Here is a 24,286-nt window from a genome sequence, read left to right as displayed (position 1 = left end):
GGGGTCCCGCCCGGACGGTAACCTTGGGACGGTTGAATCCACCCTGGTATCCCGTAGAACTGGATGACTGATGCATCGGTACAGGTCCCACACGTGCGGCGAGCTCCGTGCCTCCGACGTCGCCTCCGACGTCCGGCTGAGCGGCTGGCTGCACAATCGTCGAGACCTGGGCGGCATCCTCTTCATCGATCTGCGTGACCACTACGGCATCACGCAGCTCGTCGCCCGCCCCGGCACCGCGGCCAACGAGGCGCTGAGCAGCGTCTCCAAGGAGACGGTCGTCCGCATCGACGGCAAGGTCGTCTCGCGCGGCGCGGACAACGTCAACCCCGAGCTGCCCACCGGCGACATCGAGATCGAGGTCTCCGACGTCGAGGTGCTCGGTGCGTCCGCCCCGCTGCCCTTCACGATCAACACCGAAGACGGCGTGAACGAGGAGCGGCGCCTGGAGTACCGCTTCCTCGACCTGCGGCGCGAGCGCATGCACCGCAACATCATGCTGCGCTCGGCCGTCATCGCGTCGATCCGCTCGAAGATGGTGGCCCTCGGCTTCAACGAGATGGCGACCCCGATCCTCACCGCGACCTCCCCCGAGGGCGCCCGTGACTTCGTCGTCCCGTCCCGCCTGAACCCGGGCAGGTTCTACGCCCTGCCGCAGGCCCCGCAGCAGTTCAAGCAGCTGCTGATGATCTCCGGCTTCGACCGGTACTTCCAGATCGCGCCCTGCTTCCGCGACGAGGACGCCCGCGCCGACCGCTCGCCGGGCGAGTTCTACCAGCTCGACGTGGAGATGTCCTTCGTCGAGCAGGAGGACGTCTTCCAGCCGATCGAGCGCCTGATGACCGAGATCTTCACGGAGTTCGGCAAGGGCCGCGAGGTCACCTCCCCGTTCCCGCGGATCCCGTTCCGCGAGTCGATGCTGAAGTACGGCAACGACAAGCCCGACCTGCGCGCCAAGCTGGAGCTCGTCGACATCACCGACGTGTTCGCGGGCTCGGAGTTCAAGGCGTTCGCCGGCAAGCACGTGCGCGCGCTGGCCGTCCCGGACACCGCCGGGCAGCCGCGCAAGTTCTTCGACGGCCTCGGCGAGTACGCGATCTCGCTGGGCGCCAAGGGCCTGGCCTGGGTCCGCGTGGGCGAGGACGGTGCGCTGACCGGCCCGATCGCCAAGTTCCTCACCGAGGAGAACGTCAAGGTCCTCACCGACCGGCTGGGCCTCGCGGCCGGCCACGCGGTGTTCTTCGGCGCCGGCGAGTTCGACGAGGTCTCCAAGATCATGTCGGGCGTCCGCGTCGAGGCGGCCAAGCGTGCAGGCCAGTTCGAGGAGAACGTCTTCCGCTTCTGCTGGATCGTCGACTTCCCGATGTACGAGAAGGACGAGGAGACCGGCAAGATCGACTTCTCCCACAACCCCTTCTCCATGCCGCAGGGCGGCATGAAGGACCTGGAGGAGAAGGACCCGCTCGACATCCTGGCGTGGCAGTACGACATCGTCTGCAACGGCATCGAGCTGTCCTCCGGCGCGATCCGCAACCACGAGCCCGAGGTCATGCTGAAGGCCTTCGAGATCGCCGGGTACGAGGCCGAGACCGTCGAGCGCGAGTTCGCCGGCATGCTCCGCGCGTTCCGCCTCGGCGCCCCGCCGCACGGCGGCATCGCCCCGGGCGTGGACCGCATCGTGATGCTGCTGGCCGACGAGCCGAACATCCGCGAGACCATCGCCTTCCCGCTCAACGGCAACGCCCAGGACCTGATGATGGGCGCGCCGACGGTGCTGGAGGAGGCCCGCCTGCGCGAGCTGAACATCGCGCTGCGGGGGCCGGTCGAGACGAAGGCCGCCGCGGAGCGGCCGGTCTCCGACGCCGTGACCCCGGACGCCGGGTCGCCGCGCGGCTGACCCGTCGGACCGGCCGGGCCGCGTACGAGCCCGGCCGGGCCGCGTAGGACAGAAGGGCGGCGCCCCCTCCGGGTGGAGGGGGCGCCGCCCTTCTGTCTTTCCGTCCTGGTCCGTCGGTGGGGCTAGAAGCGGTTCAGGAGGCCCTTGAGGAGGGTGGCCGAGGGGAGGTCGGCGGGGGCCGGGCCTGCGTGGAAGAAGCCGGCGTTGCCCGCGTCCAGCTTGCGCACGAAGTCGAACGCCTTGGACTCGTGCTCGCCGAAGGCGACGAACTGCCAGTGCACGCCGGGTGCGGTGACGGCCGCCTCGGCGAGGGCCAGCCGGGCCGGCTGACGGTTGTCGGGGGCGCCGTCGATCTGGAAGAGGACGAGGGCCGGGCCCTCGCCGCCCGCCTTCTGGTAGTGCTCGACGACGGCCTCGACGGCCACGTGGTAGTTGGTGCGGCCCATCCGGCCGAGCGCGGCGTGCCGGGCCTCGACCCAGCTGGCGCGGTGCCCGTCGAGGGTGAGGTCGGCGGTGCCGTCCACCTCCGTGGAGAAGAACACGGTGTGGACCGTGGCCTCGTCGTCCAGGTGGGCGGCGAGCGCGAGGGCGTGGTCGGCGAGGTGCTGGGGGCTGCCGTCCTTGTAGAACGGGCGCATGGAGCCGGACCGGTCGAGGACGAGGTAGACCTTGGCGCGGGCGCCCGCCCGGCCCTTGCCGCGGAGCACCTGCGCGGCGGCCTTGTACGCACCGGCGACCCCGGGGGCCCGGCGGCGTACGGCGGCCGCCGCGTGGGCGGAACCCGCCAGCCCCGGCACGGCGGCCGCGACGACGTCCAGGACTTCCGGCGCCACCGGCTCCGCCTGGACGGCGACGGGCTCGGGCGCGGCGACGGGCTTCGGCGTGGCGACGGGCTTCGGCGCGGGCACGGCGACGGGCTCGGGCTCGGTTTCCGGCTGGGCAGCCACGGGTACGGGCTCGGCCGCCGGTTCGGGAACGGCGACGGGCTCGGGGGCGACGACCGGCTCGGGAGCGACGGCGACGGGCTCCGTCTGGGCTGCCACGGTGACGGGCTCCGGCTCGGGCTCCGGCTCGGCCGCCACGGGGACGGCGATGGGCTCCGGCTCGGCCGCCACGGGGGCGGCGACGGGCTCCGCTTCCGCTTCCGGGGCGGGGGTCGGCTCGGGGGTGGCGTCCACCTCCGGGGCGGGGGCCGCGGCGGCGACGGGCTCGGCCGCTACCGGCTCGGCCACGACGGGCTCGGCGGCGACGGGCTCAGCGGCCGCGGCCACCGGCTCCGCTTCCGCTTCCGCTGCTGCTTCCGGCGCGGCAGCGGTGTCGGCTTCCGGCGCGGTGGCCCCGTCCCGGGCCTGGGGTGCGGCCTGGGCGGCCTCCTGGGGCTCCGGGGTGGTGGCCTCGGCGGCCGGGGCTTCCGGCGCGACAGCGGCCGCCACGGGCTCCGGCTCCGCTTCCGGCTTCGGGGAAACGTCAGCGGCAGCGTCAGCGGCGGTGTCCGCCTCCGGCGCGGGGGTCTCGGCCGCCACCGGCTCCGCGGCGGGTGCCACCGGCGTTTCGGCGGGGCCCGCGGGGGAAGCCGCGGGGTTCGGCTGCGCCGCGGACGGCGCAGGTCGGCGGGCCTCCGGAACCGTGGGGTCCGGGGTCGTCGCCGTGAGGAGGGTGCCCGGTTCGCGGTCGCGGGGGGCGGATTGCGGGGGAACGGTGGGGTTGTCGAAGGACGCCGCCACCAGTTCGGCCGCCGCGTCCAGGGGGGTGCGTTCCGCCTGGCTCGGGAAGGCCGGGGAAGTGGCGTCCGACGTTTCCGGAACCGGCTCCGTAGACCGTCCGAACACCTTGCGCAACAAGCTCCGAATACCCATGGGCCAGGCCTTTCGCATGAGTGCGTGAGTCATATGTCCGTGCTGCGCGGATGATCCCTGCCCAGAGTGGACACGTAAGGTTATCGGCCGCCCGGCTGGAACTTCGGCAGGGGCGCCTTTCGTGGCGTCCGGCTCCCGTGAGGTTCCCGCCCCGGCCCCGAACTGCCTCTCCGCCGCGCCGGGTTCACCGTCCGTTCATCCTGCCGCCGCCGCATCGGCGCACCCCGCGCCTAGCGTCACGGCTGGATTGATTCCGACACGTTGTCGGCGCCCACGCAGCCTCGGAGGACACTCGTGCGCAAGCTTCTGCCGCTCATCGGCAACCCGCATGGGAGCGGCCGTTCCGCTCTCACCTGCCGCTACCGCTGCGGTGACGCATGCTTCCACGAGGTGCCGAACACCAGCGACAACGAGTACGCCGGTGATGTCATAGCCCGCGCCTACTCCCGCCGCTCGATGCTGCGCTCGGCCGCCGTCGTCACGGTCGCCACCGCCGCCGGCTCGGCCGTCACCCTCGGTGCCGGTGGCGGCCAGAGCGCCAACGCGACGCCCACCGCCGACGCCGCCAAGGGCGCCGGCCGGCCCGGCGAGGCCGCCCGCGGGCTGCGCTTCACGTCCGTCGCGCCGAACACCGCCGACAAGGTCACCGTCCCCGAGGGCTACGAGCAGAATGTGGTGATCCGCTGGGGCGAGCCGATCGTGAAGGGCGCGCCGGGCTTCAACGCGGACCAGCAGACCGCGGCGGCGCAGGCGGGGCAGTTCGGCTACAACAACGACTTCCTGAGCCTCCTTCCGCTCGGCGGCGACTACGAGCGTCAGCAGCTGCTCGTGGCCAATCACGAGTACACGGACGAGATCCTCATGTTCAAGGGCTACGACCCGGCCAACCCGACCCGCGAGCAGGTCGAGATCGCCTGGGCCGCGCACGGCCTGTCCGTGGTCGTCGTCCAGGAGGACCACCGCAGCGGCAAGCTGACCGCGGTCGCGCGCCACCAGCTCAACCGCCGTCTGACCGCCACCAGTGAGTTCCGGATGACCGGCCCGGCCGCGGGCGGCGCCCTGCTGAAGACCTCCGCGGACGCCACCGGCACGAAGGTGCTCGGCACCCTCAACAACTGCGCGGGCGGCACCACCCCGTGGGGGACCACCCTCCACGGCGAGGAGAACTTCAACCAGTACTTCGCCAACGCCGGCCAGGTCACCGACCCCGTCCAGGCCGCCCGCCTGAAGCGCTACGGCGTGACCGCCGGCGCCACCGAGCGCAAGTGGGAGCGGTTCGACAAGCGCTTCGACACGGCGCAGGAGCCCAACGAGTCGCACCGCCACGGCTGGGTCGTCGAGCTCGACCCGTACGACCCGAAGTCCACCCCGCGCAAGCGCACCGCGCTGGGCCGCTTCAAGCACGAGGCCGCGCAGCCCCGCCTGACCGAGGACGGCCGCCCCGTCGTCTACATGGGCGACGACGAGCGCTTCGACTACTTCTACAAGTTCGTCTCCAGCAAGCAGATGAAGAAGGGCAACAGCCGCGCGGCGAAGGAGCACAACCTCACGCTCCTCGACGAGGGCACCCTCTACGTCGCCAAGCTCTCCGGGGACTCCCCGGCCGAGCAGTTCGACGGCTCGGGCAAGCTCCCTGCCGACGGCGAGTTCGACGGCTCCGGCGTGTGGATCAAGCTGGCCACCGGCAACGTCTCGCACGTCGAGGGCATGACCGCCGAGGAGGTGTACGTCTTCACGCGCCTGGCCGCCGACAAGATGGGCGCCACCAAGATGGACCGCCCCGAGGACGTCGAGCCCTCCCCGCGCACCGGCCGCGTGTACATCGCGCTGACCAACAACGCCGACCGCGGCAAGCCCGGCAAGGAAGGCGCGACGGAGTCCAACCCGCGCAACGCGAACAAGCACGGCCAGATCCTGGAGCTCGCCGAGAACTTCGACGACCCGGCGGGCGACGGATTCGCCTGGCGGCTGTTCCTCGTGGCCGGCGACCCGAACGACCCGGCCACCTACTTCGCGGGCTTCCCTAAGAACAAGGTCAGCCCGATCTCCTGCCCGGACAACGTGGCGTTCGACCCGCACGGCAACCTGTGGATCTCCACCGACGGCAACCAGCTCGGCTCCCACGACGGCCTGTTCGGCGTCGCGACCGCCGGTGACCGCCGCGGTGAGCTGAAGCAGTTCCTCACCGTCCCGCGCGGCGCCGAGACCTGCGGCCCGATCATCCAGGACAAGCGCGTCCTGGTCGCCGTCCAGCACCCGGGCGAGATCGACGGCGCGTCCGTCGAGAAGCCGCAGTCGGTGTGGCCCGACGGGCCCGGCAAGATCGTCCGTCCGGCGGTCGTCTCCGTGTGGCGCAAGGACGGCCGCAACATCGGTGTGTGACCGGGCGGGTTGACCGGACCTACCCGGCCCGTGGGCCGTGTTTCACGTGAAACACGGCCCACGGGCCGTTCAACCGCCGTCCGCCAGCGGCCCTACGGGAAGCGTGAGGGTGGTCAGCGCGCCCCCGCCGGGCGCGTTGGAGAAATCCACCGAGACGTCCAGCACCGCGGCCTGGCCGGCCGCGATCGTCAGGCCCAGCCCGTGGCCGCGGCCGCGTCCGGGGTCCCCGGTGCGGAACCGCTGCGGACCCTGCTCGATGAGCTCGGGCGGGTACCCGGCCCCGTGGTCGCGGATCACCACCACCGGCCCGTCCACGGTCACCTCCACCGGCGGCTGCCCGTGCTTGTGCGCGTTGACCAGCAGATTGGCCAGGATCCGGTCGAGCCGCCGCCGGTCGGTCAGGACGATGGTGTCGCGGACGATCCGTACGGAGACGGTCAGCCGGGTCCCGGCGACGGCCCGTTCCACCGCCCGTCCGAGGTCCACCCGGCCGAGGTCGGCCCGCTCGACGCCCGAGTCCAGCCGGGAGATCTCCAGCAGGTCCTCGGTGAGCAGGTGGAGGGCCCTGAGCCGGTCGACGATCATCTCCTTGGGGCGGCCGTCGGGCAGCAGCGACGCCGCGGCCAGCGAGCCCGTGAGCGGGGTGCGCAGCTCGTGCGCGACGTCGGCGGTGAAGCGCTTCTCCGCCTCCAGCCGCTCCTGGAGCGACCCGGCCATCGAGTCCAGCGCCTGCGCGACGTCCCCCACCTCGTCCTGGGCGCGGCCGGAGCGCGGGCCGTCGCCGTCGGCCTGGAGGCCCACCCGGGCGTCCAGGTCCCCGGCGCTGATGCGGCGGGCCACGGCGGCGGTCGTCGCGAGCCGGCGGCTGATCCGGTTCGCGAGGAACAGGCCGGCCAGCGCCACCACCCCGGCCGCGAGGGCCGAGGAGGCGAGGATCGCGGTGTCGATGTCGCGCAGCCGCTCGCGGGTCTCCTCGTACGGGACCCATACGGCGAGGGCCTTGTCGTCGGCGGGCGCGGCGGCCCACATGACGGGCCGGCCGGCGCGCTCCCCGACCATGCTCCCGGTCTCCCCGCGGGCGACCACCTCGCGCAGCGGCCGCGGCAGCGACGGCGGGTCCAGGGCGGCGTTCACGTCCCCGTGGGCGGTGCCGTACTGGTAGTGGCCGATGGCGTGGTCCAGGTCCCGGTCGGCGTCCTTGCGGACCTCGCCGACGATCTGCCGGGCGACGACGTTGTGCACCAGGACCCCCAGCGCGGCGGCGACCATGCAGCACACCATGGTGGTGGTCAGGGCGATCTTCCAGCGCAGGCTGCTCAGCGCGCGCATCGCGAGCCGTCGGCCTGCAGCGGGGTGCCGGTGATGGCGGGGCACTCGTCGAGCGTGAGCTGGGACAGGTTCATGATCCCGGCGTCGGGGTCCCACACGTAGTCGGAGACCGAGACGTAGTCCGGGTTCGAGGTGGGCTCGCGGACCGCGAGGTGCTCGGCGGCCACCTCGACGCCCTCCAGGACCGCCGTACGGGACAGGATGCGGGCGATGGAGCCGTCGTCCCGGACGGTGTAGACGCGCAGCTCGCTGACCCGGCCGTCGAGGTCGACGGCGGTGATCAGCTCCTCGCGGCCGTTGCCCGTCAGGTCGTGCAGGACGCCGGGGCGCACCGGGCAGTCGGCGTCGGCGGCGCCGGTGCACAGCGCGAGCCGCTGGGCGGCGCGCGGGTCGACGAGGCGGCCCGTGCCGCCGTCCTGGGCGGTGGCGGAGGTGATGTCGGCCCGTACGACGGTCAGCGGGTCCACGCCGCGCATGGTCAGGGCGGGCACCTTGGGCAGCCCCGGGACGACGGCGGCCGTCCCCGGTGCGGCGCCCGGGCCCGGCGGGGAGGGACGGATGTCCTTCCAGAGGGTCAGCGGGGAGCGGACGGTCCCGAGGTCGCCGTCGTTCTGCAGCCCGTCCGCGTCGGCGCACCCGGACGCGGCCGCCAGGGCGGCGGCGAGGACGATCACGGCCGGGGCGCGGTGCATGTACGCATGCTCCCCCGGGGCCCGCTCTGCGGCCCGCCCGCGGGTCCGTTCGGGTAGCGGGGGCCGGGGCCCGGCGGGCGGTGCTCGCCGCCGCCGGTCAGGTGGGCGGGTGGGCGAGCGCGCGGGCCGCCGCGACCTCATGGTGGACCGGGGCCAGGACGCCCGACGGGTCGCCCCCGGGGCCGGCGTCGACCCGTACGGGCACGGTGCCGCGGCGGACTCCGTCGGCCAGGGAGCGCAGCTGCCGCGTCACCTGCTCGACCTCGTCCGCCGCGGGGGCCCCGGCCCCGTGGTCGACCCGGACCCGCGCGGCGGTGGTCGCGTCGACGATCCGCTCGACGGCGACGACCAGCGGCCACCAGGCGGCGGCCCGCGCCCCGATCGGCGGGGGTTCGGTCAGGGCCCGCTGGAACTCGCTGCGCACGCCCGACAGGTCCCGGTAGATGCGCCGCCGGGCCTGGAGCCGACCCGTCCGGGCGGCGGGCAGCGCGGACGGGTCGGGGAGGGGCGCGAAGGCCCGCTCGACGTACCGGGCGGCGTCGTCCACGGTGTCGGCGAGCCGGTCCCCGATCCGGGTGCGCCAGCTCTCGGGCCACAGCAGGTACCCGGCGACGAGGGTGATGGCGCAGCCGATCAGGCTGTCCAGCAGCCGGGGGCGGATCAGGTCGAAGCCCTGGTGGTTGAGCTGATCGGAGAGCAGCAGGATCACCGGGGTGATCGCGGCGGTCTGGAAGGCGTACCCCTTGGCGGAGAAGGCGGGGATCAGCGCGGCCAGCACCATCATCACCGGCACGGCCCACCAGCCGCGCGGCACCTCGGCGAGCACGGCGGCGGCGACGACGAGGCCGGCCGCGGTGCCCAGGGCCCGCAGCACGGCCCGGGAGAAGACCGAGCCGAAGTCGGGCTTGAGGACGAAGGTGACGGTGAGGGCCACCCAGTAGGACCGCTCGACCTCGATCAGCGAGACCAGGCACTGCGCGAGCCCGATGCACAGGGCCAGCCGCAGCCCGTACCGCCAGGAGGCCCGGGAGAACATCATGTCGCGGACCGCCCGGCGGGCGCGCACCCGCAGGGCGGCGGGCCGGCCGAGGCGGTCGTCGACGTTGTACGGGTCCGGTTCGGCGAGCAGCACGATGGTCGCCGCGTGACGCAGGGCGGCGTCGAGGGCCCGCTCGGCCTGGCCGTGCGGTGCGGGCAGATCGAGGTCGGGGGTGCCGGTGCGGCCCGCCTCGACGGCGGCCGCCAGCTCCCGTACGGCCTCCGGGACCTCGGGCGGCAGCGGGTGGCCGCGCAGGTGCACGGCGGGCGCGGCCTCCACGAGCGGGATGACGACGTTGAGCTGGGCCAGCATCCGCACCAGGGAGGGGCTGCGGCCGTGGACCCGGGCCCGCCGGCCCAGGACGAGGTCGTAGGCCTGGTTGAGGGCGTGGGTGACCCGGAGGCGGTGCTCCTCGTACGCGGCGTCGCCCGAGGACTCCAGGCTGTCGGCCAGGGCCCGGTAGGTGGCGGCGACGGCGGCGCGCTCCGGCTGGCGGCCGCGCAGGGGCCAGCCCAGGAGGCTCAGCGCGAGGACGAACAGCCCGCCCGCGGCCATCAGCAGCGGCGCCGTCCACCACGGGCTGGGCAGCGGGAGGCCGGCGCCGATGACGGCGTTGAGCAGGAGCAGCAGTCCGGACACGGAGGCGACCGTGCCGATGGAGGAGATCATCCCGGAGACGAGGGCGATCAGGGTGAGGACGCCGACGGCGAGCCAGCCGTGCCCGAAGACGAGGGTGCCCAGGGCGACGCCGACGGCGCCGAAGAGCTGGGGGACGGCGATGTTGAGGACGCGCATCCGGTAGGCGTCGGCGGTGTCGCCGATGACGCCGGAGAGGGCGCCCATGGAGACGAGCGCGCCGTACTCGGGCTGGTCGAGCGCGAAACCGACGGCGAGCGGTGCGGCGAGGGCGACGGCAGCGCGCAGCACGGCGGCCCAGGGGATCGGGGCGCTGCTCGGCCGCAGTCCGTTGAGCAGCCAGGAGGGTGGGGCCAGGGGATGGTTCCGGGAGGTCCGGGACGCTATCCGTCCGGTGCGTTCGGTGCTCATTCCCGCTTTCGTGCTGCCGCTCGCGAATCGATTCTTCTGGGCGCTTCTGCGCCGTAATGCATACGTTGGTACCCGTACCTTCCGAGCTTATGGGGTCCGGCGCAGCCGGCCTGCCAGCCAGGCGGCCAGGGCGGCGGCGAGCCCGACCGCCAGCACCGCCCAGGCGGTGGTGCGCAGGAAGGCGGTGAGGGCGTCGTAGACCGCCCCCGCGGCGGGCCGGTCGATGTCGGCCGGCAGGTCGTCGAGGGTGAGACGGCGGCCCACCTCGACCGCGAGCCACAGCAGTCCGGCGCCGGCCGCGAGCCCCAGGCCGGTCGCGATCACCGCGCGCCGCCGGCGGACGGCGACGGCGATGGCGGCGCCGGCCAGCACCAGGGTCAGGACGGGGAGCCAGACGCCGGCGATCTGGAGCATGCGGAACACCTTCCGGAGCGCGCCGAGGTTGTCGTACTCCATGACCTCCACGGAGACGCGGGTCACCGGGATGCGGTCGGCGAAGGGCACGCCGTCGTCGACCAGCTCGCCCTTGACCTCGGCGATGACGGGGGCGAGGTCGATGGAGACGGCGTTCCCGTCGCCGGTGGTGAGCGCCTCCAGGAACGCGGCGTGCGCGGCGCGGTTCGCGGCGTCCCAGGCGGTCCGGTAGGCGGGGGTGCCGGCGAAGGAGCGCAGGGCCTCGCCGAGCAGGACGTCCACCCCGCCCTGGAACGGGCCGGCGTCGATCTGGCCGGCGAGGGCGCGGGTGGCCTGGGTGACGACGACGTTCTGGACGGCCGGGTCCGTGGCGAGCGGGGACATGGCCGCGGTGTAGCGGTCGGCGTCGCCCAGGTCGCGGTCGGCCCAGTACGCGACGGCGCTCGCGGGGACGAGGAGCGCCACGAGCACGATCAGTACCGCCGACAGGATGGTGCGCACGTCACCAGGGAATGCGGGCCGGGCCCGCGGCGCGAGCGGTGTTGCTGCGGTCGGGTGGCGGGCGGGGGCGCGGGGTGGTCCTTGCCTTCCTTGTTCTGGATATTTAATATCCAGGATATGAAGATGAGCGAAGGCGTCGAGTGGGCGCTGCACAGCTGCGTCAACCTGGCCTGGAGCGGGCCCGAGCGGGCCGTTTCGGCCGCCCGGCTGGCCGCGTGGCACGACCTGCCCGCCGCGTACCTCAACAAGCAGCTCCAGGCGCTGGCACGGGCGGGGATCCTCACCTCCTCGCCGGGGCCCCGGGGCGGCTTCCGGCTGGCCCGCCCACTCGCCGAGATCTCGCTCATGGACGTGGTCGCCGCCGTCGAGGGGCCCGAGGAGGCCTTCCGGTGCGCGGAGATCCGCCGCCGGGGCCCCGGGGGCGCTCCGGCCGGGGCGGACACCGGGGCCGACACCGGGGATCCGCGGGCCGTCCCGCCCGCCCCGGCGGCCGCCTGCGCCATCGCGCACGCCATGACCCGGGCCGATCTGGCCTGGCGGCAGGCCCTCGCGGCCCAGGACCTCGACGGGATCCGGCAGCAGGCCGAACGCCAGGCTCCCGAGGCCCCCGGCCGGCTCCGCGCGTGGCTCGCGGCGCCCCTGCCGGCCTAGGGGGCCGCCGGACCCCGCAGCAGTCGTATCCCACGTACGGCAACGGAACCAGGGAGCCAGAAATGACGCGCAGCATCACCAACCCGGCAGGACTCCACACCCCGACCGGTTACGGCTACAGCCACGTCGTCTCCGCCCCCGGCGAACAGGTCTTCATAGCCGGGCAGTACGGCTCCGACGAGAGCGGGCACGTCGTCTCCGGAGACTTCGCCGAGCAGGCCGCCCGGGCCTTCGCCAACCTCCGCACCGCCCTCGCGGCGGTCGGCCTCGGCCCCTGCGACGTCGTGCGCATCGGCACGTACGTCGTCGGACACGACGAGGGGAAACTGGAGGTGCTCCTCAAGGAACTGCACGCCACCTGGGGCACCGAACTGCCCGCCCAGACCCTGATCGGCGTCGCCGCCCTCGCCCTGCCGGACATGCTCTTCGAGGTCGACGCGGTGGCGGTGCGCGGCTCCTGACCGCGTGATCCAGTTGCCGGTCGGCGGCGGCGGGTGTGCCCTGGATGATGGGAGAGAGGAGCCCCGTCATGGCACATGCGGCACCCACCGCCCCCGGGCGGCAGCACCGCCGGACGGCGGACACAACCCACCACACGAGCCGGAGCGCCATCGCACGCCCCCTGCTCGCCGGACTCGTCTACGGCGTCTGGGCCGCCTTCATCGAGCGCCAGATGGGCCCGGTCAACGCGGGCAACGTCCTCTACGGAATCCTGTGCGGCGCGATCTTCGCGGGCATCATGTTCGCCCTCGCCCGGATCGGCTCCCGGATGGGGCGCGAGGTCCACGCCGCCGCGTACGGGGCGTTCCTCGGCATCGCCGTCGGGTACCTGCACAGCCTCACCGACGCCAGCGTGCTCCGCTCCACCGCCATCGGCCTCGCCGTCGGGGCGGGCGTGGGAATGGTGGCGTTCTACCGGTACTACACCCACGAGGACTGAGGCCCACGCGTTCCTCCGGCCATGCGATCGAGACCACCGGCCTCGTCAAGGTCTTCGGTGACAACCGGGCCGTCGACGGGGTCGACCTCAAGGTCCCCCAGGGGACCGTCTACGGCCTGCTCGGCCCCAACGGCGCGGGCAAGACCACCGTGGTGAAGATGCTGGCCACCCTGCTGCGCCCGGACGGCGGGGAGGCCCGCGTCTTCGGCCGCGACGTCACCCGCGACGCCGACGCGGTCCGCAGCCGGGTCAGCCTCACCGGCCAGTACGCCTCCGTCGACGAGGACCTCACCGGCACCGAGAACCTGGTGCTGCTCGCCCGGCTGTTCGGGCACTCCAGGCCCGCCTCCCGCGGGCGCGCCGCCGAACTGCTCGACGCCTTCGGGCTGTCCGCCGCGGCCGGCCGCCAGGTCAAGCAGCACTCCGGCGGCATGCGGCGGCGCATCGACATCGCCGCGTCCATCCTCAACACCCCCGACCTGCTCTTCCTGGACGAGCCCACGACCGGCCTCGACCCGCGCAGCCGCAACCAGGTCTGGGAGATCGTGCGCGCCGTCGTCGCCCAGGGCGCCACCGTCCTGCTCACCACCCAGTACCTCGACGAGGCCGACCAACTGGCCTGGCCGGTTCCCCGGAGACGTACATCCAGACCCTGCTGCCCGGCGTCCTCGTCATGTCGATCGTGATGATCACGATGTACACGGGCGTCTCCGTCAACACCGACATCGAGAAGGGCGTCTTCGACCGCTTCCGCACGCTCCCCATCTGGCGGCCCTCGACGATGGTCGGCTACCTGCTGGGCGACATGCTGCGCTACGCCATCGCCTCGGCCGTCATGCTGGCCGTCGGCCTGCTCATCGGCTTCCGCCCGGAGGGCGGTGTCGTGGGGGTCCTCGCCGGGGTGGCGCTGCTGATCGTCTTCGCGTTCGCCTTCTCGTGGGTGTGGACCATGTTCGGGCTGCTGCTGCGCAGCGAGAAGTCCGTCATGGGCGTGAGCATGATGGTGCTCTTCCCGCTCACCTTCCTCAGCAACATCTTCGTGGACCCGAAGACCATGCCCGGCTGCTCCAGGTCTTCGTGAACAACAGCCCGGTGACCCACCTGACCACCGCCGTGCGCGGGCTGATGGCGGGGGAGTGGCCGGCCACCGCGATCGCCTGGTCGCTGGGGTGGGCCGGACTGCTGGTCCTGGTCTTCGGTCCCGTCACGATGTGCCTGTACAACCGCAAGTAGCCGTCCCTCCGGCCGGGCCGTACTTCCGGCCGGGCCGGTCCGGTACCTGCGACCGAGGCGGCCGGAGGGCCGCGCGGCCCACACGGGCAGTGGCGCCGGTTCCCGCGCCCCGTGGTCGAACCTCACGTGACCACTCTCCGCTGCCGGGGGGTGCGGGAACCGGCGCTGTCGCACGTCCGGAGCCGGGGCCGGAGCCGGGGCCGGAGCCGGAGCGGGGGCTCCGGTCGAGGCCGGAGCCGGTGGGCCCCGGCGGGCGCGCCTACGCGGCCGAGTCCGCGGGTGCGGTCCGCTTCGGTTCGTTCTCGGGCTCGACGGACGCGGCCGCCGCCGTCGGCGGGGCGGCGGGCTCGGCCTTGCGGGCCGGCGGGGTGAAGCGGGCGGCCTCGGCGCGGAGCATGGCGTTCAGAGCGGCGTACGGGTCGATGGGCATGGCGGAACCTCACGGTGTTCGAGGGGGGTGTGGGGTGCGCTGCTGCTCGGCCCGCTCAGCAGCGCAGGACCACACCCCGTACCGCCCGCGGGGAGACCACCGGTTCGGCCGCAGCCCGCGCGGGCCCGCCGGCCGGCCCCGGGTCGGGATGTTTCACGTGAAACACCGCCGCCGGCAGCCGCCGTACGCCCGGGGCCCCGCGCGTCACCGTCCGTACGGCCACCCGCACCTCGGGCTCGGCGGCCGGGTCGGACGATCCCTCGACGGGCTCCGCGGGCGCGGAGGGCGCGGGGCGGGCCTCGGCGGCCGTCGCGGCGGCCGGACCGGCGCCGAACACGCACAGCAGCACGACGCAGACCACCGTCAGGACCCTGGTCAGGGCCCCGGCAGGGGCTGTCCGCGCGCTCCGCCTCCCGATCATGCGAGGGGTGTGCCCCGACACGCCGGGCGGCTCCCGTGCGGGGCCCGAGAAGCCCCCGACCGGCGGAGGAAGTCACCCCCCACGGCGCACAGTCCGTCACGCCGGGCGCCGGGCGGCGGCCGGGGGCGCGCGCCCGGACGGGTGAGACGCGCGTACGGCCGGGCCACGGGCCGCACCGGGCGGCCGTCCGGCCGGTGGCGGCCACCTCCCTGCGGATCGAAAGGTAGCCGTCGAGGCACTCCGCCGAGAGCCCGGAGGTCACACGACGATGAGGGCGGCGCCCATCAGCGCGGCGGCGAGGTGCATGGCCGGGTGGCCGTAGTCGCCGTACCAGAGGTGGCGGGCCAGGCCGCCCAAGGCGGCGAGGGCCGCGATGACGCCGATCTGACCGAACAGCGTGACGGCGGTGAAGGGGGCCAGGAGCAGTAGGAGCGAGTTCAGCCAGAACGGTGCGGCGCCCGTCCAGCCCCGCCACTCCCGTATCGCCGTCGGCATGTGCTGCGGGTCCCCTCATCGTCAACTGGTCGGCTGCACAGCCTTCTTGGGTGCGGCAGCCGACGCAAGGGCCCCTTCGGCTAGATATCCGAAGGCCAGGCCGAAAGTCGCCCACAGGGCGGTCTGGATGGCCAGCGAGGCGAGTCGGAACGGGAAGCCCAGCAGGTGGCGGCCGTCGTGCAGCCACTCGTGGATGGTCTCGCCCCGGAACACCGCGGTGGCACCCTGCTCGATGCCGACGAAGTACAGCAGGACGAGCGTGAGGACGCCGACGAAGGCCGCCCACGGGGCGGCTCGACGTGCGCCCGGATTCGGTCACGACGCTGACGGGCCGGGCGGGCCGCTGGAACCTGCTGCTGGGCCAGGAGCGGGCATGGCCCGCCCGGACGCGGGGCGGCCCGGACCCCGCGGGGCGGTCCGGGCCGGGCTGAACGGAAGCCGGTGCGCTACGCGACGATCCAGTCGGACGTGGCGATCACCGGCTGCACGCCGTCGCGGTGGACGGTGCCCTCGATGAGGCCGTACATCCGGTCCGCGGCGAAGTAGACCTCGTTGTCGTTCTTGAGGCCGAAGGGCTCCAGGTCGACGAGGAAGTGGTGCTTGTTGGGGAGGTTGAGGCGGACCTCGTTGACCTTGGGGCAGCTGTCGAGCACGCGCTCGGCCATCTGGTTCAGGGTCTGCTGCAGGGAGTACGAGTAGGTCTCCGCGAAGGCTTCGAGCAGGTTCTTGCGGACCTTCTTGTAGGACTGGTCCCAGTCGTACGCGGCGTCGTCGGCGGCCAGCGCCGAGTGCGCCCAGCGGGCGGTCACCTTGGTCGCCAGGATGCGGTCGTACGCCTCCTGCAGCGTCGTGTACTTGTCCTTGATGTAACCGTGGAACTCGGAGTTCGTCGAGTTCATCACGGTCAGGTCCTTCAGGCCCGAGATGACCTGGAGACCGGTCGTCTCGCTGTAGGTGACCTGCGCGGTGCGCACCTCGGTGCCCTTGAGGGCGAAGGAGTGCTGCTCCTTGCGGGTCGGCACCGGGATGCGCTCCCAGGCGAACTCCTCGATGCGGATCTGCGCCTCGCGGATCGGCTGCTGGGAGGAGACGAAGTGCTTGGCGAGCAGGATGCCGAAGGCCTCGGGGGAGGCGATGCCGTGCTCCTTGCCGAAGGCGTACACCGTGTTCTTGGTGGTGTCGGTCGGCAGGCAGTTGGCGTTGTCGCCGGTGAGGTGGACGTCGCGGAACTCGCCGCGGAGCGCGACCGAGACGTTGAGGTCGCGGATCTCGTGCCAGGAACCGTCGCTGCCCTTGCGGGTGACCTTGACGATGCGGTTCTCGGCCTTGCCGTACTGGTTCTGCGCCAGGACGTGCTTGCTCATGCTGTCTTCCTTCGGGTACTCGGGAACACGGAGTCCGGTCGTCTGGATCCCGTACGCCCGGCGTCCAGCGGTCTCGGCCCGCTCCCCGCCGTTCGGCCCCGAAGGGCCGCCCCGGGACTGACGTGCATCCCGGTCCGTAGGTGCTTCGGCCCCGCTTTCGACGACGGGGCCTGCACGGATTGCAGCACGCGCAGGGTGTCCCGGCCACGGCACGGATCCTCCGAACACCAGCGCCCACGGATTGGGCGACCCCACAGAAGACCAGGTCAGGCGGTGTGCGCATCCGCCACGGTGAGGGCCTCGTCGAGGATGGCCAGCCCCTTCGCCACGTCCTCGGGCGAGATGTTGCAGGGCGGTGCGACGTGGATGCGGTTCCCGGCGGTGAGCGGCCAGAGCCCGCCCTTCTTGCAGGCGGCCGCGAAAGCGGCCATGGGCGCGTTGTCGGCCCCGGCCGCGTTGTAGGGGACCAGCGGCTCGCGCGTCTGCCTGTCCCGTACGAGTTCCAGCGCCCAGAAGGTGCCCAGCCCCCGGACCTCGCCGACCGACGGGTGCCGCTCGGCGAGTGCGCGCAGGCCGGGGCCGAGGAGCTCGGCGCCGGTGCGGGCGGACTGCTCGACCGTGCCCTCCTCCTCCATGACGTTGATGGTGGCGACGGCGGCCGCGCAGGCCAGGACGTGCCCGGAGTACGTCAGCCCGCCCGGGTAGGGGCGGCGGGCGAAGGTCTCGGCGATGGCGGCGGAGATGGCGACGCCGCCGAGCGGCACGTATCCGCTGCTGACGCCCTTGGCGAAGCAGAGGAGGTCGGGGGTGACGCCCCAGTGCTCGGAGGCGAACCACTTTCCGGTCCGCCCGAAGCCGACCATGATCTCGTCGAGGACGAACACGATGCCGAAGCGGTCGCAGAGCGCGCGCACGCCGGCCAGGTAGCCGTCGGGGTGCACCAGGACGCCGGGGGCGCCGCCGACGGTCTCCAGGATGATCGCGGCGATGGACTGCGGGCCCTCGAAGACGATGGTGTCCTCCAGGTGGCGCAGGGCCCGCTCGCACTCCTCGGCCGGGTCCGCCGCGTAGAACGGCGAACGGTAGGCGAAGGGGCCCCAGAAGTGCACGACGCCGGCGGTCGCGCTGTCGTTGCCGAAGCGGCGGGCGTCACCGGTCAGGTTGATCGCGGTCGAGGTGGCGCCGTGGTAGGAGCGGTACGCGGACAGCACCTTGGGGCGGCCGGTGTGCACCCGGGCCATGCGGACGGCGTTCTCGACGGCCTCGGCGCCGGCGTTGGTGAAGAAGATCTTGTCGAGGTCGCCCGGCGTGCGCTCGGCGATCAGGCGGGCCGCCTCGGAGCGCACGTCGACGGCGAAGCCGGGCGCCACGGTGCAGAGCTTGGCCGCCTGTTCGGCGATGGCGGCGGTGACCTTGGGGTGCTGGTAGCCGATGTTGGTGTAGACGAGGGCGCTGGAGAAGTCGAGGAAACGGTTGCCCTGGTAGTCCCAGAAGTAGGAGCCCTCGGCCCCCGCGACGGCGAGCGGGTCGATGAGCTCCTGAGCCGACCAGGAATGGAAGACGTGCTTCCGGTCGGCTTCTTTCACGGCGGCGAGGGCGTCGGCTTCTGGGTTCATGAAACGAGGGTAGTTGTCCAGGATGTGGACCCCGGGTCACCGTCGGCGGACGCGGCCGTGCGGTGGCGCGGGCGAGGAGCCCCCGGGCGCAGGTGCGGGGTAGCGGCGGCGATCATCTGCCAGGCACCGACGACGTCGACGTCGAAGATCTCCCCGCCAGACGCCGGCGTCGGCTGCCTCCAGGTCGTCCAGCGGGATGAACCGCGTCACCCCCGCATTGTCGACCCAGGATGTCGAGCCGTCCGTAGGCGTCGGCGGCGCTTTGCACGACCCGCCGCGCGTCCGCCGCGCCGGCTACGCCACCCTGTACGTAGACAGCCCCCGGCAGCTCCGCTGCCAGGGCTTCTCCGGCGTTTCGCTGCGGGCCGAGTCGATGACGACGCGGATGCCCTCGGCGCTCAGCCGGCGCGCGACGGCCGCTCCGACGCCCGAGGAGGAGCCGGTGATCAGGGCGACGCGACTCTCGGCCATTGCATTCCTCCGGGAGTTCTTGATCCTATCGACCATACGGATCGTAAATTGCCACATTCCGGAATTTGTTTTCCGAGATGTGAAACTGTGGAGGATGTAGTGGCGCAGGGGTTCGGGATTGGCCGACTGTGGCGGGGGTAGGTGCGGCCGGAACGGGCGCGGAGACAGGAGGACCGGTGGCCGAGCAGACGCGGAGGCTGGTTCTGGGCGGCGCCACGGCCGGGGTGGTGAGCCGCTGCCGTGACTTCACCCGCAGGGCGCTGGACGACTGGGCCTGGCCGGGCGGCGCGGAATCAGCGGAGGACGTGCTGCTCCTGGTGTCCGAGGTGGTGACCAACGCCTGCCTGCACGCCGGCGGCCCGCGCGAGCTGGTGCTGCGGCACAACGCCGAGCGGCTGCGCATCGAGGTCAGTGACGACAATCCCGAGGTTCCCCGCCGGCGGCTGCCCGGCGACCGGTCGCTGCCGGGAGGGCACGGACTGATCGTGGTGGAACGGCTCGTACGGAACTGGGGTGCGCAGCCGTTCGCGGACGGGCAGCCCGGCAAGACGGTCTGGCTGGAGATTCCTGCGCGGGGGACCCGGGCGTAGCGGCGGGGCCGGCGGCCCGGACAGCGGTCCTGCCCGCCGCCTCTGCGGAGTCGTGGTCCCGGGCTGAGCCGTGGTCCCGGGCTGAGCCGTGGTCCCGGGCGGGCCGGTGGTCCGGGTCCCCGGGCGCCTCGCCGGCTTCGTCGGCCTCGTCGGTGAGGAGGCCGGTGCGCAGCCGCGTCAGGGTCCGGTTCAGCAGCCGGGACACGTGCATCTGCGACAGGCCCAGCCGTTCGCCGATCTCGGACTGCGTCAGCTCCTGCCCGAACCGCAGCGCGAGCAGGGTCCGCTCGCGTTCCGGGAGGCCTGCCAGGATCGGCTTGAGGGATTCCAGGCACTCGATCCGGTCGTACGCCCCGTCCTCCTCGCCGAGGGAGGGCCGGCCGGCGTAGGCGTCGCGGTCGCCGTCGTCCTGCACCGGCGCGTCCAGCGAGCGCGCGGAGTAGGCGTGCGCCGCCTTCCGTCCCTCCACGAGCTCCTCGGCCGTCACGTGCAGCTGCGCGGCGAGCTCGACGTCGGTCGGCTCGCGCCCGAGGTCCTGCTCCAGCGCGTCGTGTGCCTTGGCGGTGTCGATCCGCAGCTCCTGGAGGCGGCGGGGCACCTTGACGGCCCAGCTCGTGTCCCTGAAGAACCGCTTGATCTCACCGCTGATCGTGGGCATCGCGAACGAGGTGAACTCCACGCCGCGCTCCGGGTCGAACCGGTTGATCGCCTTGATCAGGCCGATCGTGCCGACCTGGACGATGTCGTCCATCGGCTCGCTGCGACCGCGGAACCGGCGGGCGGCGTACTTCACGAGACTCAGGTTGAGCTCCACGAGGGTGTTGCGGACGTACGAGAACTCCGTACTGCCCTCCTGCAGCCCCGCGAGCCGCTGGAACAGGGCCACGGACAGGGACCGGGCCTCGTGGGTGGCGACGTCTGTGAGTTCTGTTCGGTGCATGGCGCTGCGCTCCTCCGACGGTGTGACCCGGGGGCGCCCGGGGCGCGTCGTCGCGCTGTCCCAGGGGATATACCCGCTTGAACCCACCCATACCCTACCCGTGACCGGCCCGGGTCACCCCGCGGCCTCGGCGTACAGGCGGAACAGCCGGGGCCCTCCGGCCGGGGCGTCCACCCGCAGCCGGTCCCACGCCCGGGCCGCGGCGGCCCGTGCCACGGCTCCCGGCCACGGCTGCGGGAGCAGCTCCGGCGGGAGCAGCGGGTCGGGGAGCATCGCGGCGGAGAACGCCGCGGCGAGGGCGACGGCGCGCGCCAGCGCCGCGGCCCCGCCGGCCCGATCCCGGTCCGCCCGGCCACCGTCGGCCCGGCCACCGTCTTCCCGGTCACCGTCCGCCCGATGCCCGTCCCCCGGATCCCCGTCCGCCCGGTACCCGTCCGTGCCGTTGTCGTGCGACCGCTCGCCGCCCGGCCGTACTCCGGCGGCCCCGGTGCCCGCGGGGGCCGGTTGCGCGGGTCCTCCGGGCCCTCCCGGGCCCGCCGTGCCTCCGGCGCGTCCCGGGCCTTCCGGGGCCGCCGACAGCCGCAGCAGCGGCTCGTAGCGGGCCGCGATCCCGGGCAGGGGCCACAGCCGGGCGGCGACGGCCACCGGGTCCGCGGTGCCGCCCACCTCCAGGTCGCGGGTGGTCAGGCAGGTCAGCGCCTCCGGAAGGCCCAGCTCCGCCGCGTGGCCGCGGACGTACGGGCCGATCGCGTTCGGGGTGACGTACAGCCCGCCCTGCACCGGCGCGGCCCCCAGCCCGGTCAGGGCGTCCCGCAGGGAGTCCCGGGCGGCCCGGGCGGATTCCGGTACGGCGAAGGCGAAGGCGTGCCAGGTGCCGTCCCACGGCTCCAGCCCGCGGTCCTGGCGGTACGCGTGCCGTACGAACTCCACCTCCGGCACGGACGGCAGCCCGGGTCCCGCCCCGGCCGCCGCCGTCATCCGCAGCACGGCCCGCCGCCCGCGTCCCTCGACGGCGAACCGTCCCTCCGCCTCCAGCCGCTTCACGCACAGCCGCACCTGCTGGTCGGTCATCCCGAGCAGGCCGGCCACCTCGTACAGCTCGCCGCCGTCGACCGTCCCGTCCTCCCGGACCAGCGCGTGTACGACCATCCGGGTCGGCACGCCACCGGCCGGCACCGGCCCCGTCGCACCGGCCGCACCCGTACCGGCCCCACCCCTACCGGCCGCCGCCGGTCCCGTGCCCGCCGTCGTCCCGCTCACCGCGCCACCTCCTTGTGCATCGTCGTCACGGCCCCGAACCCGAGGACGTCCCGCAGCCACGGGGTGCGGCGCACCGCGACCGCGCGGAACCCGTGCCGCTCGTACAGTGCCCGCGCCCGGGGGTTCTCCGCGACCACGTCGAGCCGGATCCGCCGGCACCCCTGCTCCACGGCCACCGCCTCGATCTCCCGCAGCAGAAGCCCGCCGATGCCCCGGCCGCGCTCGGCCGGGTCGACGGCGATGCCGTCCATGAGGAGCTCGCCGCGGGCCGGGGTGCGCTCCAGCAGCGCCAGCAGGAGCACCCGCCAGACCCCTCTGACCTGCCCGTACGCGGCCCTGACCGCGGCGGCGTCACCGCCGACCAGGCCGCGGCCCGCGAGGTGGTAGCCGGCGACGCCCACCAGGTGCCCGCCGGACAGCGCGCTCACCGCCCGGTCGGCGTGCAGGTGCCCGGCGATGAAGCGCCGCCCGGCGTCGGCGGGGCCCAGGGCGGCGCCGAGCTTGCCGCCGAAGGCCTCCCAGTACAGCTCGGCGACGCGCTCGCCGGTGCCCTCGGGCACCCCGCGCCGGGCCTCCATGTTCTTATCCGTCGTCATGCGGGCCAGCATAATACGTTCATTGCCGCTACGATCGTTCTTTTAGTGAACGAATGAGAGGGCTTCTCATGATCCGGCTCCGCCCACCCCGCACCACCCCGGGCCCGCTCGACGGCAGCGGCCCCCGCCCGTCCCGCGGCAGGCTCCGCACCGCCCTGTTCCGCACCGCCGCCGCCCTCCTCGCCGTCGCGGTCCTCCTGACCGGCGTCGTCCTGTGGCAGCACGACTACGGCCTGCGCGAGGAGCGCGTCACCGTCCGGGCCGGCGGGAACGACCTGCGGGGCGTGCTCGCCACCCCCGCCGGCCGCGGCCCCGGCCCCTTCCCGCTCGTCGTCCTCGTGCACGGCGACGGCGAGGTCGACGCCACCCACGAGGGGTTCTACCGGCCGTACTGGGAGGCCTTCGCACGGGCCGGGTACGCCTCGCTGTCCCTGGACAAGCCCGCCGGCTGGCTCGGCCAGAGCATGGACGACCGGGCCGGCGAGACCCTCGACGCCATCGCCTGGGCGGCCCGCACCCGCCCGGAGGTCGACCCCGCCCGGATCGGCCTGTGGGGCGCCAGCCAGGCCGGGTGGGTGATGCCCAAGGTGGTGGCGCGGGCCCCGGCGCCCGGCGTGCGCTTCGTCATCGCGGTCGGCACCGCCGTGAACTGGCACCGCCAGGGGGAGTACCACCTGCGCGCCGGACTGCGCGCCGGGGGCGCCGACGCCGAGCGCACGGCGCGCGCCCTGCGTACCCGGGAGGACACGCTCGCGCTCCTGCGGCGCGGGGCGGCGTACGGGGAGTACCGCGCGAGCCCCGACGCCGACCCGCAACTCACCGCGGAGCGCTGGGCGTTCATCAGCCGGAACCACACCGCGGACGCCACCGCCGACCTGCGGGCGATGCCGCCCGTGCCGGTGCTGCTGATCTCGGGCGCCGACGACCTGAACGTGGACGGCGCCGAGACCGAGGCCGTCTACCGCGGCCTGCTCGCGCCCGGAACGCTGACCGCGCGCCGCTATCCGGGGGCCACGCACGCCCTGGTCCGCACGCCGGTCGAGGGCTCCCCGTGGCGGCTGGCGCTGACGGCGGTGTTCGCGCCCCGCGCCCTGTTCCCGCCCGGCCTCCTCGACGACCAGCGGCGCTTCCTGGAGGAGCAGCGGTAGGGGCGGCGGGGCGGCGCGTAAACGACGAAACGCCCCCGGAACAGATCCGGGGGCGTTTCTCTCGTCACTTGTCGGAGTAGCTGAAATCCCCGACCGTCCAGGCGCCGACGTCCCTCAGCGCGATCCGGTACATCCCGCCCGTCTCGGGGATGCCCAGGGTGCCCTGGAGGATGCGCGCCACGTGGAAGTGCAGGTGGGACGGGGCCGCCCCGGCGGCCGGCCCGGGTGGGCCGGCCGGATCGGGTGACTTGAAGATGTCCGCGAACGGGCCCAGTTGGTCGGAGTCGCGCAGGACCTCCGCCACGCGCTGACGCCAGACGCCCTCGGGTGCGAGGCGGCCGGTGATGACGGCGCCGTTCACCACGACGGTGAGGGACATCTGATTGGTTTGCTCCGACTCGACCATGGTGGCGATATCGACGAGCAGGTCATCAGGGATCGACATGGGCACGGACTCTAGCAAGGGGCTCTCAGACGCCGGTCGAGGAGCCGAGGAGCGCCGAGGCCTCCTGGAGCGGGGTGAGCGCGGGCGCCGGGACCGGCGCGGCGATGTCGCGGCAGGTGAAGCCGAGGCGGGCCAGGGCCCGCGTCACCTCGGCGGCCGTGAAGTCGCGGCGGTCCTGACGGGTGATGACCTCACCGACCTGCTTGACCGGGTAGGACCGGCGGCCGATGATCACGGACGCTCCCGTGACGGGCTCGGGCTTGATGCCCTTCATCGACTGCTCGACCTCGCTCTTCTCGAGGTCGAAGGGGTATCGGGCGATGACGAAGCGCATGATGCCTCACAGACTGGATGGGGTACGCGGGAACGACGGAGCGGAAGCGGAGGGCGGGCGCAGCCCGGTCAGGCGGCCATGCCGTGCGCGCGCCGGCGCTCCTGTGCGGGGCGGCTGCGGCGTCCGCGGGTGGAGGCGGTGCTGCGCTTGGGGCGGTCGGAGGCGGGGTTGGTGATGGTGACCGGGATCCCGGAG

22 protein-coding genes and 4 pseudogenes are annotated in these 24,286 nt (G+C 73.6%); 9 read left to right on the top strand and 17 right to left on the bottom strand.

Annotated features, from left to right (window positions below; genetic code table 11):
* Window positions 1–70: 70 nt before the first annotated feature.
* Window positions 71–1,897 carry an aspartate--tRNA ligase gene (gene aspS / locus ACFWTC_RS16220; protein ID WP_384027658.1) on the top strand — a complete coding sequence of 609 codons (1,827 nt, stop codon included), beginning with the start codon at window positions 71–73 and terminating at the stop codon, window positions 1,895–1,897.
* Between the two features lie 122 nt (window positions 1,898–2,019).
* On the opposite strand, the gene ACFWTC_RS16215 is transcribed toward aspS, so the two are convergent.
* The gene (locus ACFWTC_RS16215; RefSeq protein ID WP_384027660.1) at window positions 2,020–3,753 is read right to left on the bottom strand and encodes a VWA domain-containing protein; all 1,734 of its coding nucleotides are present in this window, start codon (window positions 3,751–3,753) and stop codon (window positions 2,020–2,022) included.
* A gap of 294 nt (window positions 3,754–4,047) precedes the next feature.
* On the opposite strand from ACFWTC_RS16215, the gene ACFWTC_RS16210 reads away from it, so the two are divergent.
* Window positions 4,048–6,135: a PhoX family protein gene (locus ACFWTC_RS16210; RefSeq protein WP_384027662.1), complete on the top strand. Its 2,088-nt coding sequence runs from the start codon at window positions 4,048–4,050 to the stop codon at window positions 6,133–6,135.
* 69 nt (window positions 6,136–6,204) lie between these two features.
* On the opposite strand, the gene ACFWTC_RS16205 is transcribed toward ACFWTC_RS16210, so the two are convergent.
* The 4 genes from ACFWTC_RS16205 to ACFWTC_RS16190 form a co-directional block, all read right to left on the bottom strand.
* On the bottom strand, window positions 6,205–7,464 hold the full coding sequence (locus ACFWTC_RS16205; protein WP_383931101.1) for a sensor histidine kinase: 1,260 nt from the start codon (window positions 7,462–7,464) through the stop codon (window positions 6,205–6,207).
* Entirely contained in the window at window positions 7,452–8,156 is a 705-nt protein-coding gene (locus tag ACFWTC_RS16200; RefSeq protein WP_383931098.1) for a hypothetical protein, read from the bottom strand. Before ACFWTC_RS16200 ends, ACFWTC_RS16205 begins: the two co-directional genes overlap by 13 nt.
* A gap of 97 nt (window positions 8,157–8,253) precedes the next feature.
* Window positions 8,254–10,242, bottom strand: coding sequence for an FUSC family protein (locus tag ACFWTC_RS16195; protein WP_384027664.1), 1,989 nt, complete (start codon window positions 10,240–10,242; stop codon window positions 8,254–8,256).
* An 87-nt stretch (window positions 10,243–10,329) separates the two neighbouring features.
* A complete protein-coding gene (locus ACFWTC_RS16190; RefSeq protein WP_383931093.1) occupies window positions 10,330–11,157 on the bottom strand; it encodes a hypothetical protein in 828 nt (275 codons plus the stop codon).
* A 123-nt stretch (window positions 11,158–11,280) separates the two neighbouring features.
* On the opposite strand from ACFWTC_RS16190, the gene ACFWTC_RS16185 reads away from it, so the two are divergent.
* The 5 genes and pseudogenes from ACFWTC_RS16185 to ACFWTC_RS16165 all read left to right on the top strand — a co-directional run.
* Complete coding sequence (locus tag ACFWTC_RS16185) at window positions 11,281–11,808, top strand: RrF2 family transcriptional regulator (protein WP_383931113.1); 528 nt, start codon at window positions 11,281–11,283, stop codon at window positions 11,806–11,808.
* 62 nt (window positions 11,809–11,870) lie between these two features.
* On the top strand, window positions 11,871–12,269 hold the full coding sequence (locus ACFWTC_RS16180) for a RidA family protein (RefSeq protein WP_383931090.1): 399 nt from the start codon (window positions 11,871–11,873) through the stop codon (window positions 12,267–12,269).
* A 68-nt stretch (window positions 12,270–12,337) separates the two neighbouring features.
* Window positions 12,338–12,748: a hypothetical protein gene (locus ACFWTC_RS16175; protein ID WP_383931088.1), complete on the top strand. Its 411-nt coding sequence runs from the start codon at window positions 12,338–12,340 to the stop codon at window positions 12,746–12,748.
* Window positions 12,745–13,368 (top strand): annotated as a pseudogene (locus tag ACFWTC_RS16170) (ATP-binding cassette domain-containing protein); the annotation flags it as partial. The gene ACFWTC_RS16175 and the pseudogene ACFWTC_RS16170, both read left to right, overlap by 4 nt.
* A pseudogene (locus ACFWTC_RS16165) lies at window positions 13,368–13,981 on the top strand (ABC transporter permease); the annotation flags it as partial. The pseudogenes ACFWTC_RS16170 and ACFWTC_RS16165, both read left to right, overlap by 1 nt.
* Before the next feature lie 259 nt (window positions 13,982–14,240).
* On the opposite strand, the gene ACFWTC_RS16160 reads toward ACFWTC_RS16165, so the two are convergent.
* From ACFWTC_RS16160 to ACFWTC_RS16130, 7 genes and pseudogenes are all read right to left on the bottom strand, one after another.
* Window positions 14,241–14,411: a hypothetical protein gene (locus ACFWTC_RS16160; protein WP_383931085.1), complete on the bottom strand. Its 171-nt coding sequence runs from the start codon at window positions 14,409–14,411 to the stop codon at window positions 14,241–14,243.
* A gap of 55 nt (window positions 14,412–14,466) precedes the next feature.
* A complete protein-coding gene (locus tag ACFWTC_RS16155) occupies window positions 14,467–14,832 on the bottom strand; it encodes a hypothetical protein (RefSeq protein WP_383931082.1) in 366 nt (121 codons plus the stop codon).
* A gap of 258 nt (window positions 14,833–15,090) precedes the next feature.
* Window positions 15,091–15,327: a hypothetical protein gene (locus tag ACFWTC_RS16150; RefSeq protein ID WP_383931079.1), complete on the bottom strand. Its 237-nt coding sequence runs from the start codon at window positions 15,325–15,327 to the stop codon at window positions 15,091–15,093.
* Window positions 15,328–15,477: 150 nt separating this feature from the next.
* A pseudogene (locus tag ACFWTC_RS16145) lies at window positions 15,478–15,630 on the bottom strand (CbtB-domain containing protein); the annotation flags it as partial.
* 143 nt (window positions 15,631–15,773) lie between these two features.
* Window positions 15,774–16,691, bottom strand: a complete 918-nt coding sequence (pucL, locus tag ACFWTC_RS16140) for a factor-independent urate hydroxylase (RefSeq protein WP_383931076.1) — start codon at window positions 16,689–16,691, stop codon at window positions 15,774–15,776.
* A 266-nt stretch (window positions 16,692–16,957) separates the two neighbouring features.
* Entirely contained in the window at window positions 16,958–18,307 is a 1,350-nt protein-coding gene (locus tag ACFWTC_RS16135; protein ID WP_384027666.1) for an aspartate aminotransferase family protein, read from the bottom strand.
* A 294-nt stretch (window positions 18,308–18,601) separates the two neighbouring features.
* Window positions 18,602–18,778 carry an SDR family NAD(P)-dependent oxidoreductase gene (locus tag ACFWTC_RS16130; protein ID WP_383931071.1) on the bottom strand — a complete coding sequence of 59 codons (177 nt, stop codon included), beginning with the start codon at window positions 18,776–18,778 and terminating at the stop codon, window positions 18,602–18,604.
* 128 nt (window positions 18,779–18,906) lie between these two features.
* On the opposite strand from ACFWTC_RS16130, the gene ACFWTC_RS16125 reads away from it, so the two are divergent.
* The gene (locus ACFWTC_RS16125; RefSeq protein WP_383931069.1) at window positions 18,907–19,368 is read left to right on the top strand and encodes an ATP-binding protein; all 462 of its coding nucleotides are present in this window, start codon (window positions 18,907–18,909) and stop codon (window positions 19,366–19,368) included.
* 145 nt (window positions 19,369–19,513) lie between these two features.
* Here the strand turns inward: ACFWTC_RS16125 and ACFWTC_RS16120 are convergent.
* The 3 genes and pseudogenes from ACFWTC_RS16120 to ACFWTC_RS16110 all read right to left on the bottom strand — a co-directional run.
* Window positions 19,514–20,395, bottom strand: a pseudogene (locus ACFWTC_RS16120) (SigB/SigF/SigG family RNA polymerase sigma factor); the annotation flags it as partial.
* Window positions 20,396–20,422: 27 nt separating this feature from the next.
* Window positions 20,423–21,457: a PaaX family transcriptional regulator C-terminal domain-containing protein gene (locus tag ACFWTC_RS16115; protein ID WP_384027674.1), complete on the bottom strand. Its 1,035-nt coding sequence runs from the start codon at window positions 21,455–21,457 to the stop codon at window positions 20,423–20,425.
* A gap of 107 nt (window positions 21,458–21,564) precedes the next feature.
* A complete protein-coding gene (locus tag ACFWTC_RS16110; protein WP_383931066.1) occupies window positions 21,565–22,164 on the bottom strand; it encodes a GNAT family N-acetyltransferase in 600 nt (199 codons plus the stop codon).
* 53 nt (window positions 22,165–22,217) lie between these two features.
* Here ACFWTC_RS16110 and ACFWTC_RS16105 point away from each other — a divergent pair, with 53 nt between their 5' ends.
* Window positions 22,218–23,312, top strand: a complete 1,095-nt coding sequence (locus ACFWTC_RS16105) for an alpha/beta hydrolase family protein (RefSeq protein ID WP_384027668.1) — start codon at window positions 22,218–22,220, stop codon at window positions 23,310–23,312.
* A gap of 64 nt (window positions 23,313–23,376) precedes the next feature.
* Here the strand turns inward: ACFWTC_RS16105 and ACFWTC_RS16100 are convergent, their stop codons facing one another.
* Window positions 23,377–23,757, bottom strand: a complete 381-nt coding sequence (locus ACFWTC_RS16100; RefSeq protein WP_383931060.1) for a hypothetical protein — start codon at window positions 23,755–23,757, stop codon at window positions 23,377–23,379.
* Between the two features lie 25 nt (window positions 23,758–23,782).
* A complete protein-coding gene (locus ACFWTC_RS16095) occupies window positions 23,783–24,091 on the bottom strand; it encodes an SCO5918 family protein (protein WP_351273901.1) in 309 nt (102 codons plus the stop codon).
* Between the last annotated feature and the right edge of the window lie 195 nt (window positions 24,092–24,286).

Source organism: Streptomyces sp. NPDC058619, from assembly GCF_042717785.1.
Lineage (GTDB): Bacteria > Actinomycetota > Actinomycetes > Streptomycetales > Streptomycetaceae > Streptomyces.
Note: the sequence above shows the minus strand (reverse complement) of the source record. Positions and strands in the feature narration are given on the sequence as shown.